Annotated in this window: 11 protein-coding genes; 4 read left to right on the top strand and 7 right to left on the bottom strand. The window is 55.4% G+C overall.

The features are described from left to right. Positions 1 to 5 precede the first annotated feature (5 nt). Genes paaD through paaA form a run of 4 tightly spaced genes read right to left on the bottom strand, consistent with a single transcriptional unit; the run spans position 6 to position 2,503 of the window. Positions 6 to 500 (bottom strand): 1,2-phenylacetyl-CoA epoxidase subunit PaaD, encoded by a 495-nt coding sequence (gene paaD / locus ACG1VR_RS11055; protein ID WP_172569866.1) that lies wholly within the window; start codon positions 498 to 500, stop codon positions 6 to 8. Between the two features lie 10 nt (positions 501 to 510). After that, entirely contained in the window at positions 511 to 1,266 is a 756-nt protein-coding gene (paaC, locus tag ACG1VR_RS11050) for a 1,2-phenylacetyl-CoA epoxidase subunit PaaC (protein WP_395490933.1), read from the bottom strand. Positions 1,267 to 1,274: 8 nt separating this feature from the next. After that, a complete protein-coding gene (paaB, locus tag ACG1VR_RS11045; protein ID WP_016536604.1) occupies positions 1,275 to 1,562 on the bottom strand; it encodes a 1,2-phenylacetyl-CoA epoxidase subunit PaaB in 288 nt (95 codons plus the stop codon). An 11-nt stretch (positions 1,563 to 1,573) separates the two neighbouring features. Further along, positions 1,574 to 2,503, bottom strand: a complete 930-nt coding sequence (gene paaA / locus ACG1VR_RS11040) for a 1,2-phenylacetyl-CoA epoxidase subunit PaaA (RefSeq protein ID WP_395490932.1) — start codon at positions 2,501 to 2,503, stop codon at positions 1,574 to 1,576. A 284-nt stretch (positions 2,504 to 2,787) separates the two neighbouring features. Here paaA and paaZ point away from each other — a divergent pair, with 284 nt between their 5' ends. From paaZ to tynA, 3 genes are all read left to right on the top strand, one after another. Continuing rightward, on the top strand, positions 2,788 to 4,833 hold the full coding sequence (gene paaZ / locus ACG1VR_RS11035; RefSeq protein ID WP_395490931.1) for a phenylacetic acid degradation bifunctional protein PaaZ: 2,046 nt from the start codon (positions 2,788 to 2,790) through the stop codon (positions 4,831 to 4,833). 1,335 nt (positions 4,834 to 6,168) lie between these two features. Continuing rightward, a complete protein-coding gene (locus tag ACG1VR_RS11030) occupies positions 6,169 to 7,311 on the top strand; it encodes an IS481 family transposase (protein ID WP_395488908.1) in 1,143 nt (380 codons plus the stop codon). 271 nt (positions 7,312 to 7,582) lie between these two features. Further along, on the top strand, positions 7,583 to 9,856 hold the full coding sequence (gene tynA / locus ACG1VR_RS11025; protein ID WP_395490930.1) for a primary-amine oxidase: 2,274 nt from the start codon (positions 7,583 to 7,585) through the stop codon (positions 9,854 to 9,856). 34 nt (positions 9,857 to 9,890) lie between these two features. Here tynA and ACG1VR_RS11020 read toward each other — a convergent pair whose 3' ends face one another. Further along, positions 9,891 to 10,586, bottom strand: a complete 696-nt coding sequence (locus ACG1VR_RS11020) for a class I SAM-dependent methyltransferase (RefSeq protein ID WP_395490929.1) — start codon at positions 10,584 to 10,586, stop codon at positions 9,891 to 9,893. Positions 10,587 to 11,121: 535 nt separating this feature from the next. Here ACG1VR_RS11020 and ACG1VR_RS11015 point away from each other — a divergent pair. Next, positions 11,122 to 11,895 carry a hypothetical protein gene (locus ACG1VR_RS11015; RefSeq protein ID WP_016536613.1) on the top strand — a complete coding sequence of 258 codons (774 nt, stop codon included), beginning with the start codon at positions 11,122 to 11,124 and terminating at the stop codon, positions 11,893 to 11,895. Positions 11,896 to 11,924: 29 nt separating this feature from the next. On the opposite strand, the gene ACG1VR_RS11010 is transcribed toward ACG1VR_RS11015, so the two are convergent. Further along, the gene (locus tag ACG1VR_RS11010; RefSeq protein ID WP_395490928.1) at positions 11,925 to 13,100 is read right to left on the bottom strand and encodes an HlyD family type I secretion periplasmic adaptor subunit; all 1,176 of its coding nucleotides are present in this window, start codon (positions 13,098 to 13,100) and stop codon (positions 11,925 to 11,927) included. After that, entirely contained in the window at positions 13,097 to 15,277 is a 2,181-nt protein-coding gene (locus tag ACG1VR_RS11005; protein ID WP_016536615.1) for a type I secretion system permease/ATPase, read from the bottom strand. Before ACG1VR_RS11005 ends, ACG1VR_RS11010 begins: the two co-directional genes overlap by 4 nt. Positions 15,278 to 15,333 lie beyond the last annotated feature (56 nt).

Below are 15,333 nucleotides of genomic sequence, written 5' to 3'. Positions count from 1 at the left end.
CAACCTCAAATACATTTAAAGTAATCAAAGGGTTCGCGGCAGCTGTCGCAGCGGTAAAGCGCTTTGCAGGCCGTGGAACCGAATTCACTAATCAGCGAGGTGTGCTCGCTGCCGCAGCGCGGACAGGTCACCTGTGCCGCCAGAGTCGCGTGGCACGAATGCCCCTGAGGCGGGCTGATGCCGTAGGCACGCAGTCGGGATTTAGCCTCCGGCGTCATCCAGTCTGTTGTCCATGCAGGATGCAGAACCTGCTTGATATGCACCGGGCTTAGCTCCGCCGCTTCCAGCGTTTCGCGAATCGCAGAGAGTAAAAACTCGGTCGCCGGGCAGCCTGAATAAGTCGGCGTAAAGCCGATGTGCCAGCCGTCCTGCCGGTGCTCCACGCTGCGAACCATGCCCAGGTCGGTGATGGTCAGCACCGGAATTTCCGGGTCGCTTATCTCACCAAGCAGGCGCCATACGTCGCGCACGGCTGCGGGTTGAAGCGTTGCGGTTTGCATCCTGTTCTCCTTACCACTGCTGATTCGGATAAGCGCGCTGGAGGTATTGCATTTCTGCCAGCAGCGGGCCGAGGTGTTCGGTGTGCAGGCCCTGCTTGCCGCCGGTGCGGTACGGCGCTTCTGCCGGTATCTGCAACGAGGCTTCGCTTAGCCCGGCGACGACCTCCAGAAGCCATTCGTCTCTGAGAGCCCGCGAGTCAACCGCAATGCCCCGCTCCGCCAGCGCAATCTCCAGCTCGTCGGCGACAAACATTTCGCCGCTAAAGCGCCACAGTTTGTTAAGGGCGTTTTGCATTTTTTCTTGCGACAACGCCGTCCCGTTACCCAGGCGCAGCAGCCAGCCGCGGCTAAAACGCAGGTGGTAACGCACCTCTTTAATCGCTTTGGCAGAGATGGCCGCAAGCTGCTGGTCTTTGCTCTCCACCAGGCGGCTGAACAGTGCTACGTGCCAGGCGTCCAGCAGGTACTGGCGCATTAAAGTTTCGGCAAAATCGCCGTTTGGCTGCTCGGCCAGCAACAGATTTTTGTATTCGCGTTCATCGCGCCCGAATGCCAGCTTGTCTTCATCCAGACCGCTGCCTTCACGTTCCGCCGCATAAGTCAGGAAATTGCGGGCCTGTCCCAGCAGGTCGAGGCCGATATTTGCCAGCGCGAGATCGATTTCCAGTTCAGGGGCATGGCCGCACCAGGCGCTGAGGCGCTGGGCCAGCACCAGGCAGGTATCGCCGAGGCGCAGGCTGTATGTTGCTACGGGATCGAGTGTCATTGGCTGCCTCACATATGCTCAATGCCGTCAGGCAGCGTGTAGAAAGTAGGATGGCGGTAAACTTTGCTGTCCGCGGGGTCGAAGAACTCCGGGCGCTCTTCCGGCTGGGAAGCCACTATCTCGCTGGCCTTGACGACCCAAATAGAGCAGCCTTCGCTGCGGCGGGTATAAGCATCACGGGCGTTTTCCAGCGCCATCCGATCGTCGGCGGCGTGCAGGCTGCCTACGTGACGGTGGGATAATCCTTTTTTATTACGGATAAAAACTTCGTACAGCGGCCAGTAAACATTGCTCATTTTTCTCTCCTTCAGGCGGCGTTGCGTGCCTGTTGTTTTTCGGCATACGCAAGGGCGGCTTCGCGCACCCATGCCCCTTCTTCCCAGGCTTTACGTTTGGCGGCCAGGCGCTCTTCGTTGCAGACCCCGCGCCCGGCAACCACTTCATTAAATTCCTGCCAGTCAATTTCGCCGAAGCGGTAATGACCGCTTTCTTCATCAAGGTGCAGGTCTTTGTCCGGTACGGTCATGCCCAGTAGTTCAACCTGCGGCACGGTGTTGTCCACAAAGCGCCGGCGCAGTTCATCATTGCCAAAGCGTTTGATTTTCCAGGCCAGGCTTTGTGCGCTGTTTGGCGAGTTGTCGTCGTTCGGGCCAAACATCATCAGCGCCGGCCACCAGAAGCGGTTGATGGCGTCCTGCAACATCTGACGCTGTTCGGGGCTGCCGTTTGCCAGCACCGCGCAGGCTTCAAATCCTTGTCGCTGGTGGAAACTTTCTTCTTTGCAGATTTTCACCATTGCTCTGGCGTAAGGGCCATAAGAGGTGCGGCACAGCGCAACCTGGTTAACGATGGCGGCCCCGTCTACCAGCCAGCCAATGACGCCGATGTCGGCCCAGTTCAGCGTCGGGTAGTTGAAGATTGATGAATACTTCATCTTGCCGTCGAGCATCTTCTGGTAGAGATCTTCCCGCGCACAGCCCAGCGTTTCGGCCGCGCTGTAGAGATAAAGACCGTGCCCCGCCTCGTCCTGCACTTTTGCCAGCAATATCGCCTTACGGCGCAGGCTTGGAGCGCGAGTAAGCCAGTTCCCCTCCGGCAGCATGCCAACTATCTCAGAGTGGGCGTGCTGCCCAATCTGGCGAATCAGCGTTTTACGGTAGGCCTCCGGCATCCAGTCCTGAGGCTCTATAGCGGTTTCCTGGCGGATCCGCTCCTCAAAGCGTTGTTGTTCTGTCACGGCATCACCTTATGATTCAGTTTAAATCCACAAATCACTAAAATGTGAATCACGTAATGATTAAAAGTTACAGATAAGTTAATGGAGATCGCAAAGCCATCACCACACGTTTGTGAGGCTTATCACGATAAATATCTACAAATGTCTATTTATCATTGAGATAACCTAATGACGGATAAAACACAAAATCACATTGTTAATAAATTATTAAATTACGACTTGATTTTTATGATTCACAAAACAAACATTATATGAATTAAATGCAGTGAATCATGGAGAGTGTGATGCAACAGTTAACCAGTTATCTGGCCGGGCAGTGGTTTATCGGTCACGGTAAAGAAAGAACTATTTTTCATGCCGTTAGCGGCGAACCTTTGTGGCAGGTCACCAGCGAAGGTGCGGATATGGCGCAGGCGCGCCGCTTTGCCATAGAGCAAGGCGGCAAAGCGCTTCAGGAAATGACCTTTGTTCAACGAGCGGCGATGCTAAAGGCGGTTGCCAAACATCTGATGGCAAACAAAGAGGCGTTTTACGAGGTTTCCTACCAGACCGGCGCAACCAAAGCAGATAGCTGGGTCGATATCGAAGGCGGCATTGCTACCCTTTTTGCCTATGCGGGAATGGGCAACCGCGAACTGCCGGACGACATCCTCTGGCCGGAAGATGAGTTAATTCCGCTGTCAAAACAAGGAGGCTTTGCCGCCCGCCACGTACTGACTTCAAAATCCGGCATGGCGCTGCACATCAACGCCTTTAACTTCCCCTGCTGGGGCATGCTGGAAAAACTGGCACCGACGTGGCTCGCGGGTATGCCAGCCATCATCAAACCCGGCACCGCCAGCGCGCAGCTGACTCATGCCATGGTGAAGTCGATTGTTGAGTCTGGCCTGGTGCCGGACGGCGCTATCAGCCTGATCTGCGGAGGCGTTGGCAACCTTTTCGAACAGCTGGACGAGCAGGATGTGGTGACCTTCACCGGCTCCGCCAGCACCGGCCAAAAGTTACGTTGTCACTCAAATATTGTCGCCCGATCCATCCCGTTCACCATGGAGGCAGACTCGCTTAACTGCTGCGTGCTTGCGGAGGATGTTTCGCCGGAGCAGCCTGAATTTGCCTTGTTTATTCGCGAGATAGTCCGCGAAATGACCGCCAAATCCGGCCAGAAATGTACCGCCATCCGCCGCATCATTGTTCCCCACAAGCAGCTTGATGCCGTGGTTAGTGCCCTGAAAGCTAAACTGGAAAAAATTCAGCCCGGCGATCCGGCAGTGGAAGGCGTGCGCATGGGCGCATTAGTCAGCGTGGAGCAGCGCGAGGACGTTCAGCGCAGAGTCGATCAACTTGTCGAGGCCGGTTGCGAAGCTGTGCTCGGCGGCAAGGCTGATGCCTCGCTGCGCGGCGCATTCTTCCCGCCAACCCTGCTGCTCTGTCAGCAGCCGGACGAAATGCCTGCGGTACATGAGCTTGAGGCCTTCGGCCCGGTGGCAACCGTTATGCCGTATCGCGATATGAACCACGCCATGGCGCTGGCTCGCGCAGGCCAGGGTAGCCTTGCCGGAACGCTGGTTACGGCCGACGAGAAAATCGCCCGCGAATTTATTCTTGGCGCGGCGCGCGCGCATGGCCGAATTCAGGTACTCAACCAGGAGTCAGCGGTCGAATCTACCGGCCACGGCTCGCCGCTGCCAATGCTGGTTCACGGTGGCCCCGGGCGAGCAGGCGGCGGCGAGGAACTAGGTGGCCTGCGGGCGGTGAAGCATTATATGCAGCGTACGGCAATTCAGGGCAGCCCGACGATGCTGGCGGCCATCAGCCAGCAGTGGAACTACGGCGCTAAAGTTCAGGAAGATGCGGTTCACCCATTCCGCAAGCACTTTGAAGAACTGCGCGTCGGCGAAAGTATTCTTACAGCCCGCCGCACGATTACCGAAGCCGATATTGCGAACTTCGCGAACCTCAGCGGCGACCGTTTCTATGCTCATACCGACAAGATAGGCGCGGCGGAATCTTTCTTTGGCGAGCGCGTGGCCCACGGCTACTTTGTTGTCTCTGCCGCAGCCGGGCTGTTTGTTGACCCAGGCGTAGGCCCGGTTATCGCCAACTACGGCATGGAAAACCTGCGTTTTATCGAGCCGGTCAAAATTGACGATACCATTCAGGTGCGCCTGACCTGCAAACGCAAAACGGCAAAGCCACAGAAAAGCGCGGAAGATAAGCCGGTTGGCGTGGTGGAATGGGCGGTGGATATCACCAACCAGCATCAGCAGATTGTCGCCCGCTATTCGATTCTTACTTTAGTGGCCCGTTTACACGGTGATTTCGCCTTGTAGTTTTACTCACCTTGCAGCTCTGCTTCTCGCAGAGCTGCGTTCCCGACGCACATTATCCCCCTCACCCCGGCCCTCTCCCCAAAGGGGCGAGGGGGCAAAAATAGATTTGTATCGCCAGTACCAGATTGCGTTAGATTCCGCAACACGCCCTTGTCCCCGGCTCTCATCGCCCCCGGCTTTGACCCAACTCAGGCGGGGTGGAGCTGCCGGGAGCAGCGAAAGAGAGCGATCGTGGGGAACGGAGCATAACCAACCTTGCGGAAGTTATCTCTCCGGGTTACAGCCGTTGATACACGCCCGAAGATGATTCCGTTCACTTCCAGATCTGCTTTATATGCAGCCACCGAACCGGTGAACGTCTCAGGGGAGTCACCGTCACTCCCCTGAGAACCCGGACTCCCGGCGAGATAAATCGCCGCAAGCGGTAAACCTCCGTTTTATCTCCCAGCCCTGGGTCGGCTGAGATGCGTTCCCGACGCTCACAGCCTCCGCCCGCTCCCGGCGTTCGGCCCCTGGTCAGTCGGAGAGAAAACGGAGGCGATTTAAGCCGGAACAAGTGCCGCGCTTCAATCTCGCAGCCATCCTGAAAGTCAGTGTTGCTTTAAGTCTCGCAGCCACGCCCTTGTCCCCGGCTCTCAGCGCCCCCGGCTTTGACCCATTTCAGGCGGGGTTGAGCTGCCGGGAGCAGCAAAAGAGAGCGATCGTCGGGAACGGATCGCGAACGACCCCGAATGTTTGGGTGATAGCCGGGGGTTTACCGCTTTAGCGGCGATGAGCTTGCCGGCGCCGGGGGTGGTCAGGGGGAAAGGCGTATTTCCCCCTGACACGTTCACCGTTCTCTGCGCGTGCAGAGAAAACAGATTTACGGGTGAACGGAACATAGCCGCGCTCACAGAGATTATCTTTTCTGATTACAGACGTTTATACACGCCCGAAGATGATTCCGTTCACTTCCAGATCTGCTTTATATGCAGCCACCGAACCGGTGAACGTCTCAGGGGAATCACCGTCACTCCCCTGAGAACCCGGACTCCCGGCGAGATAAATCGCCGCAAGCGGTAAACCTCCGTTTTATCTCCCAGCCCTGGGTCGGCTGCGATGCGTTCCCGACGCTCACAGCCTCCGCCCGCTCCCGGCGTTCGGACCCTGGTCAGTCGGAGAGAAAACTGAGGCGATTTAAGCCGGAACAAGTACCACGCTTTTGCCTCCAGCTCTCATTATCCCCCTCACCCCGGCCCTCTCCCCATGTACATACCGGAGACATGGTGAACACTTGTTCGGGGACATGGTAGACACTTACAACTACGGCATAAGAACCCTCTTCCGGAGTCGCTTATGCCCTGGGATGCGAGAGATACCATGTCATTACGTCACGAGTTTGTTCACTTTGCCTCGCAGGACGGGGCTAACATCCGGGCGCTCTGTCGCCACTTCGGCATCGCGCCCGCCACCGGATATAAGTGGCTTTGCCGCTTTCTCGAGGCCGGACTTCCCGGCCTCGCTGACCGCTCACGGGCTCCCCATCATTCTCCCAACGCCACCGCCGCTCAGGTGGCTGACCTGTTACAGCAGGCACACCTGGCCCATCCCCGCTGGGGAGCCCGCAAGATTAAGGCCTGGCTGGAAGCGCAGGGGCACCACCTTCCTGCCGTCAGTACCGTGCACAACCTGATGCACCGTCACGGCCTGCTACCCGGTGTACCGCCGGGTATCCCCTCTGCCGGTCGCTTCGAACACGGCAGGCCGAACGCCCTCTGGCAGATGGATTTTAAGGGACACTTTCCCTTCGCCGGTGGGCGCAGCCATCCCCTCACGCTGCTGGACGACCACTCCCGGTTTTCACTCTGCCTGACGCACTGCGACAACGAGCGGCGTGAGACCGTGCAGTCACATCTGACAAAGGTGTTTGAGCGCTATGGCCTGCCGGAGAGGATGACCATGGATAACGGGGCGCCCTGGGGAGACACCACCGGGACCTGGACCGCGCTGGAGCTGTGGCTGATGCGTCAGGGTATCCGGGTGGGGCACTCGCGGCCTTATCATCCCCAGACGCAGGGCAAGCTCGAGCGTTTTCACCGCAGTCTGAAGGCGGAGGTTCTGCAGGGGAAATGGTTCACGGACAGCGACCAGCTCCAGCGGGTATTTGACCACTGGCGGGAGGTCTATAACTTTGAACGCCCGCATGAGGGACTGAATATGGCGGTCCCGGGTTCGCGCTATCAGCCTTCGGCCAGACAGTACAGAAGCGATGCTCCCGGGCCGGAGTACGATGACGGCGTGGCGGTAAGAAAAGTGGATATCAGTGGAAGCCTGAGCATCAGAGGTATCAGCCTGAAAGCGGGCAAAGCGTTCAGGGGAGAGCGAGTGGGGCTGAAGGAAAGCGGTGAGGACGGTTGTTATGAGGTGTGGTGGTACAGCACGAAAGTGGGAATGATCGACCTGAAGAACCGGTCGATCATCATGGGTAAAAGATGTTAAAAGGTGTTCACTATGTCCCCGAACATCTGTCTACTATGTCCCCGGAACGTACACCCCAAAGGGGCGAGGGGGCAAAAGATTCCGCCGGACGGGTGAACGGAACAGATCCGGGCGAATAGCTCTCCCTCTCCAAATCCGCATTCTGGCAACCACAACAAAACGGTTGGCAGGCACGACAAGGGAAGCGCCAACGGAAGTTGTTATGTTGGATCCGACACTCTTTATCCAGCATGCAGATAACAACACAACACACTCTGAAGGTGAGAACGTGATGACAATTAAAACTGGAAAAAAAGCGCTGGCGCTGGCCATTGCGCTCCTGACCTCTGCCGGTGTTAACGCCCCAGCCTTCGCCCACGGCGGCGAAGCGCATATGGTGCCCATGCAGAAAACGCTCGCTGATTTTGGCGCGGACGTCCAGTGGGACGATTACGCGCAAATGTTTACCCTCATCAAAGACGGCGCTTATGTAAAAGTGAAGCCAAACGCCACCACGGCGGTGGTTAACGGTAAAACGCTGAAACTTGAAGTGCCGGTTATCTTTAAAGACAAAACGGCGTTTATCTCCGAAGGCTTTATCAATGAAGTTTTCCAGTCCGGGCTGGATCAAACCTTCGCCGTAGAGAAAAAACCACACCCGCTTAATTCCCTCAGCGCCGATGAAATTAATAAAACGGTGGAGATAATCAAAACAGCGGCGGAGTACAAAGCCAATATCCGCTTTACCGAGATTTCACTGCGCGAGCCGCCTAAAGAACAGGTATGGAAGTTTGTGATGGACGGCACCAGCGTGAGTCAGCCACGCGAGGCCGATGTCATTATGCTCGATGGTCGCCATATTATTGAGGCCACGGTGGATATAAGCGCCGGAAAAGTGAATTCATGGAAGCCCATAGAGGGTGCTCACGGCATGGTATTGCTGGACGATTTTGCCAGCGTACAGTCAATAATCAACGGCAGTAAAGAATTTGCCGAGGCGGTGAAAAAACGCGGTATTAACGATCCGTCTAAAGTGGTGACCACCCCGCTCACGGTTGGCTATTTTGACGGTAAAGACGGCCTGAAGCAGGATCAGCGTCTGCTGAAGGTCATCAGCTATCTTGACGTTGGCGACGGGAACTACTGGGCGCATCCGATTGAAAATCTGGTCGCAGTGGTAGACCTCGAGCAGAAGAAAATCATCAAGATTGAAGAAGGCCCGACTATCCCGGTACCGATGACACCGCGCCCTTATGACGGGCGCGACCGCGCTGCCCCGAGTCATAAACCGCTGGAAATTATCGAACCGGAGGGCAAAAACTACACCATTACCGGCGACACCATCCGCTGGCAAAACTGGGATTTTCACCTGCGCCTCAATTCCCGCGTCGGGCCAATCATCTCTACCGTGACCTATAACGACAACGGCACCAAACGCAAAATAATGTATGAAGGTTCGCTGGGCGGGATGATTGTGCCATATGGCGACCCGGATATCGGCTGGTACTTCAAGGCCTATCTGGATGCAGGTGATTACGGCATGGGCACGCTGACCTCGCCAATAGCACGCGGTAAGGACGCACCGGGCAATGCGGTTTTATTGGATGAAACCATTGCCGATTACACAGGTAAACCAACCACGATACCACGCGCTATCGCCGTTTTTGAGCGCTATGCCGGGCCGGAGTACAAGCATCAGGAAATGGGCCAGCCGAACGTCAGCAGCGAACGCCGCGAACTGGTGGTGCGCTGGATTAGTACCGTCGGCAACTACGACTATATCTTTGACTGGGTATTCCACCAGAACGGCACCATCGGTATCGACGCGGGCGCTACGGGCATTGAAGCGGTAAAAGGCGTGAAGGCTAAAACCATGCACGATGCCAGCGCGAAGGAAGATACGCGCTACGGCACGCTGATTGACCACAATATCGTCGGCACCACCCACCAGCATATTTATAACTTCCGCCTGGGCCTGGATATTGATGGCGAAAATAATAGCCTGACTGCTATCGATCCGGTAGTGAAGCCAAATACCAGCGGCGGGCCACGCACCAGCACCATGCAGATCGATGAATATGCGATTAAAAATGAGCAGGATGCGGCCCAGAAATTTGACCCCGGTACCGTGCGCCTGTTGAGCAATCCTAATAAAGAAAACCGCATGGGCAACCCGGTTTCTTATCAACTGATCCCTTATGCGGGAGGCACTCATCCGGTGGCCACCGGCGCGAAATTTGCTCCGGACGAATGGATTTACCACCGCCTGAGTTTTATGGATAAACAGCTGTGGGTGACCCGCTATAACCCGGATGAACGCTATTCAGAAGGCAAATACCCTAACCGCTCCGCCCACGATACCGGGCTGGGAGCCTATACCAAAGACAACCAGTCGCTGGAAAACAGCGATAATGTAGTCTGGCTGACCACCGGCACCACGCATATTGCGCGTGCCGAAGAGTGGCCAATCATGCCAACGGAATGGGTACATGCCCTGCTGAAACCGTGGAACTTCTTTAACGAAACGCCAACCCTGGTGCAGTCGGCGGATAAGGACGGGAAGTAGTTAACAGGGGCGCTCCGCAACGAGCGCCCACTTTTTATTCCGCAGACTTAACAGCTTGCCAGGCGTGGATAAGCAGCGACTGAAAGAACTGGACGCTGCTCGCAAAACCCGCTTCCAGCAACAGCGCCTCCGTTTGCCGCGGTGCAAGTAGCAGCAGGCGACGGTTTAGCTCAGCCTTAACCTCTTCGATATCGCGCGGGCGCTGGGTGAACGCCTGCTGCAACGCTACCCAATTTTTCAACTGCCCGTTAAAAGCCGGGTCCTGCATATCACCGGCTATCTCGGCCGCTATCAACTGCCCGTTTGGCTTCAGCCTGTCAGCAATGTGCTGGTAAATTCCGCCGCGCCGTGGGTGCTGGATAAAATGCGCCACCAGCAGGCAAAGCGCCACGTCGAATTCGCTCTGCGGCTGAACATCATCCACATGGCCAACAATCAATTCGCAGCGCTCGCTCAGCCCTTCCCGCTCGAGTTTTTCAGCGCATACCGCCAGCATATCCGGCGAAGGATCAACCCCGGTAAAACGCCATGTCGGGTGCTCTTTTGCCAGCCTGACTATCTCTGTTCCGGTGCCGACACCCACGCACAGCACATGCGAATCAGCCGGAAAATCTCGCAGCAGCAATGAGATAAGCAGGTGCAGGTTGTCCGAAATTTCCTTCAGCCGCTGGTTACTGACGTCGTAGTGGCGCGAAAACTCAGCGTTAAAAATGTCATTGGTATCGTTCATCAGGCTGCCTCGGTTCACGGCTTTAACAACTCATGTAACTTACGATAGCACATGAGATGAAGGTTTAAAAATCGTTTTCTTCAGCGCCATAAACGCCTCTCAGAACAGATTCTCCGCTGAAAAATATCCGATTAAATAACCAATTGATTAATATCCAGGCAAATAAAACGGCCCCTAATGAAATTTCTTTTCCGCTGTCGGAATAATTTTTTCCGCAAAATGAAACAAAATATTACCTGAGTAAAAATAAGCATTTTTAGTCACGAAAAAGTAAAGATCAAATAATTCCGAGACGATCTTTTTTATTTATAGGCAACTAGTGATATACTGCCAGACGGTTTGCAAACCATTTAATAATAATCAGGCCATTTGTTATCTGGCCTTACAAAACCTCAATCTGGCACTCATTTTATGGGTTCGATCCCCCGTAACTGAAAGACCGGGACAATAAATAATTATGACCTACCATCCACTTCAAAACACCATAGCAACATACAGTCAGAAAATAAAAAGCCACCCCCGATTTCGGGAGGCTATGCGGCATCATTATGACTCACTGTTAGTTACTTATAAAAAGCAGCCGCTATTTTATAAAACTATTCTGCAAAGCTCCCGCTTTCATGTTGTGCTGGCGCTGCTTTGCTTCCACTATGGCGACCGTCGTGCGGTGCTGGCGGATATTAAAGAGTTTTGCGTGAGAATGGAGTTAACCAGCCTGAACACCGTGAATTCGCTGGTGACTCTGCTGCGCATCACCGGGCGTATGACGCTGGAAAAAAGCGAGGATGACCGCCGGGTTTTGCTCTATACCCCCAGCGAAAAAGGCCTCAATGAAACGCGCAGTTATATGCAAATTTCCATACCTTCGCTGAAACTTTTACTCCCGGAAAATACGCTTTCGATTCACGCTCTGGAAGATGAGGCAACCTTCACACAGTTTTTCCGTCGCAGCGCCGGGCTGTTATTTGATGAAGTAATATTGAGCCGACTGGTAGACAACAGCGCGATGTTTGTCGATAAAGATGCCGGGCATATTATCATGTTAAGAATATTACTTAACGCCCGCCAGGATGAAAATGGCCGCTGGTGGCTACAGCCCAACTACAATAAAACGGCAAAAGAGCTGTCAATTTCGCGCATGCATCTTCGCCGCATTATTAACTGTGGCATCTTAGCCGGGCTATTCAGCGAGGATAATGAAGGTCTGCTGGAAATTCATCAGAGCTTTATTGAAATGGCCGAATCTTATTTTGGGTATTACTTCTCATTTATCCTTTACGGGCTTAATATCAATCCTTGTGAAGTGTAAGAAAAGCCGGCATAAAGCCGGCTTTTCTATTATCTCTCCCGCAGCGCCTCTCTCGCCTTATTCAGCGGTTTCAGCAGATAGTCGAGTATCGATTTGCTGCCGGTTTTAATATCTACCGTCGCTATCATACCCGGGAAGATCGGGAACGCTTTTCCTTCGCGGTTTTCAAGCTGGCTGGCGTCGGTGCGAATGTAAACCCGATAGTAGTAAACGTCCCGCTTCACTTCATCCTGAAGGGTGTCAGGCGAAATCATCGTAACCACGCCCTGCAGCCCGCCGTAGATGGAGTAATCGTAAGCGGTTATTTTGACCAAAGCCTTTTGCCCCGGATGGATAAACGCTACGTCTCGCGGGGAGATCTTCGCTTCAATCAGCATTTGGTCATCAAGCGGAACCAGCGTCATCAGCTTGCCGTTCGGCGGGATCACTCCGCCAACGGTGGTCACTTCGATGCCCTTCACAATAGCCCGCAGCGGCGCGGTGAACTTCAGCCGGGTCAGGGAATCCGTTCGCCCACGCATAACCGAGCGCTGGGTTTCTATTTCTTCATTGGTTTTTGCCAGCTCTTCACGCGCGCGCACGTAATACTGGTTTTGCATTTCGGTAATTTTGTTTTGCAGCTCATTTTTCTGCCTTTGCAGGCGCAGCACCTCAACGCTGCTGGCCGCTCCCTGCTTAACTAGCGGTTGAGTCATGGCCAACTCCCGCTGCACCAGCGCCACGGCCTCGCGTAAACCAGCAACCCCTTTTTCCAGGCTGCTACGGCGTGATTCGTATAAGGCCGTCTCCTGGCTGACCAGCTCGCTGTCGGTTGCCAGAATGTCAGGGAAAGTCAGAGGCGTACCGCCAACTTCGGCTTTTAAACGAGAAGCCGTTGCTATCGCGGCGTGTAAACGTGATTCGCTCTCCTGCACGCCGGACTCGGTTTTGGTGCGATCAAGCTGGGCCAGGACCTGCCCGCGTTCCACAATATCGCCCTCATGGACTTCGAGCTTGTAGAGGATCCCGCCTTCCAGCGACTGAATGACCTGCTCACGGGCGGAAGGCACAACTTTGCCCGAACCTGTTGTCACCTCATCGAGGGTGAAGAAGTTTGCCCAGACAACAAAAACCAGCAGCATCAGCCCCAGGGCCCAGACAACCAGGCTGGAGCGAGGAAGCGCAGGCTCCTTGAGGCGGCTGTTATAACGCGTGATGTCATTCATGCCTGTGCCTCCGTGGCTTCGGCCGTTTTAAGAGTTGCGGTACGGCGCGGCGCGGCCTTTTTCTCCATCATGCCGTGCTGTTGTAGAATTTTGTCACGCGGGCCGTCCATGACGATACGGCCCTGATCCAGCACGATAATGCGGTCAACAAGCTGCAAAATCGGCATTCTGTGAGTCGCCACCACCATCGTTCGGTTGCCGAGCCAGCCCCCAAGATTAGCAATCAGCTGCCGCTCGCTCACCTCATCCAGCCAGGCCGTTGGCTCATCAAGCAGCAGGATCTGCGGCTGGGTTATCAGGGCTCTTGCCAGCAAAAGCGCCTGCCGCTGCCCGCCGGACAGCCCCGCGCCGCCTTCGGTAATCAGATAATTGAGGCCATTTTTCTGTTTCTGCACAAAGCTCAGAGCGCCGCTAAGAACCAGCGCCCGATGGATCTCTTCGTCGGTCGCCAGCGGGCGCCCCATCGTCAGGTTGTCGCGTACCGAGCCAAAGAACAGCCGGGCCTGCTGGCTCAACAGATGCATATCGCGGCGCAGATCGGCGGTATCCAGCTGGCCGAGACTAATATCGTCTAGCAGGATCTGGCCATGCTGCGGCGTCTGCATTCCTGCCAGCAGCTGCAATAGCGTGCTTTTCCCCGACCCGTTGCGGCCCAGCAGCGCAATCTTTTCCCCGGCCTGAATGGTCAACCTGGCGATATCGAGGTCGTTAACCTTCTCTTCTTCGTCGTAATAAAACGCGGCGTAGTTGAGCTGATAATTGCCCCGCAGGTGAGATTTATGCACTTTCTTACCCTGCTCGGGATCGTCAAGCGGGCGCTGCATAAGGTCGTCCAGCCCCTTGCGCGCGACTTTCGCCTGCTGCCAGCGCGAAAGAACGCCGGAAATCTGCGCCAGCGGCGCAATAGTGCGAGATGCGAGGATCGAGGTTCCCACCAGCGCACCGGTGGTCATATCGCCATTGATAACCAGATAACAGCCGACAAGCAGCACAACGGCGTAAACAATCGACTGCACTTCCTGAGTCCAGGTCATCAGCATGCTGGTCAGCCAGCGCTGCTTCATGCCTACCGCCGCCGCCACGTCGTTGGTGTTATTCCACTGATTCTGGAACCGCTGTTCCGCCCGCAGCAGTTTAATGTCTTCGATGGACTGCACGGCTTCAACCAGCGTTGCGTTGCGGATAGCAGACTCGCGCATTCCTTCATTGGAAAGCTGCGCCAGCGGGCGCTGTACCAGCAGGCCGGGGATCAGCAACAGCGGAATAGCCAACAGCACCACAAACACCAGCGGGCCGCCGATAAGCCACAGGATAAAGACAAACAGCAGGAAGAACGGGATATCCGAAACCGTGCTGATGGTGGTGGAGGTAATTAACTCGCGCACCGATTCCAGCTCGCGGATTTGCGAGATAAACGAGCCGGTGGATTTTGGCCGCGCGTTATTTTTAATGCGCAGCGCGCGGGCAAAAACCCGGTCAGAAATACGCAGGTCGGCCCGCTTGCCGACCACATCGGCAATGTGTACACGAAGCATACGCATGGTGAATTCAAAAATAATCGCCAGCATCACCCCGCCGAACAGCACCCAGAGCGTCGGTACCGACTGGGAAGGTACGACGCGGTCATATACCTGCATCGAAAAAATCATCCCGGCAAGCGCCAGCACGTTGGCCGCCATTGCCACCAGCATGATGTCTCCGTAACGCTTCCAGTCTTTCAGGGCCAGCGTCCAGAACCAGTTTTTCTGATACGGCTTAACGTAATCGTCCACGCGCGCATCGGGAATGGAGTTCAGCGGGCGCAGCAGAATAATGCCTTTAAGGCGCTTTGCCAGCTCGTCACGGCTAACGACGGTTTCCAGCCCGCCGTCTCCGCTGAGCTGCACGCTAATCTGCCCATAGTTATCCATACGGGTCAAAACGGCCATTTGCCCGTCGGTAAACTCGGCCACCAGCGGCAGTCGCCACGGATCGATAAGCGAAACGTCTGCCGGTGCGGTACGCATGGCGAGCCCAAGCTGGCGAGCGATATCTTCCAGCACCAGATGATGAGGGCTTTGACTCTCCTGATTGATGCCCACGCGAACGTGTTCCTCGGAGAAATCCAGACGATAGTGGCGCGCGACGCTAAGCATCGCCTGCAGCCAGGGTTCGTAGCGGGTATGCGTTGAAGTCATTACGTTTCACGTCCTGCGAAAGAAAAATAAATCTGCGGCTATATCTTTTAAGCGAC

This window comes from Cedecea davisae (assembly GCF_044095835.1).
In the GTDB taxonomy this organism is placed as follows: Bacteria; Pseudomonadota; Gammaproteobacteria; order Enterobacterales; family Enterobacteriaceae; genus Cedecea; species Cedecea davisae.
This window is presented reverse-complemented; position numbering and strand designations above follow the sequence as displayed.

Bases quoted from the DNA above. Each gene is read 5' to 3' on its own strand.
- paaD (WP_172569866.1), bottom strand. From the start codon at position 500: ATGCAAACCGCAACGCTTCAACCCGCAGCCGTGCGCGACGTATGGCGC.
- paaC (WP_395490933.1), bottom strand. From the start codon at position 1,266: ATGACACTCGATCCCGTAGCAACATACAGCCTGCGCCTCGGCGATACC.
- paaB (WP_016536604.1), bottom strand. From the start codon at position 1,562: ATGAGCAATGTTTACTGGCCGCTGTACGAAGTTTTTATCCGTAATAAA.
- paaZ (WP_395490931.1), top strand. From the start codon at position 2,788: ATGCAACAGTTAACCAGTTATCTGGCCGGGCAGTGGTTTATCGGTCAC.
- ACG1VR_RS11030 (WP_395488908.1), top strand. From the start codon at position 6,169: ATGCCCTGGGATGCGAGAGATACCATGTCATTACGTCACGAGTTTGTT.
- tynA (WP_395490930.1), top strand. From the start codon at position 7,583: ATGACAATTAAAACTGGAAAAAAAGCGCTGGCGCTGGCCATTGCGCTC.
- ACG1VR_RS11020 (WP_395490929.1), bottom strand. From the start codon at position 10,586: ATGAACGATACCAATGACATTTTTAACGCTGAGTTTTCGCGCCACTAC.
- ACG1VR_RS11015 (WP_016536613.1), top strand. From the start codon at position 11,122: ATGCGGCATCATTATGACTCACTGTTAGTTACTTATAAAAAGCAGCCG.
- ACG1VR_RS11010 (WP_395490928.1), bottom strand. From the start codon at position 13,100: ATGAATGACATCACGCGTTATAACAGCCGCCTCAAGGAGCCTGCGCTT.
- ACG1VR_RS11005 (WP_016536615.1), bottom strand. From the start codon at position 15,277: ATGACTTCAACGCATACCCGCTACGAACCCTGGCTGCAGGCGATGCTT.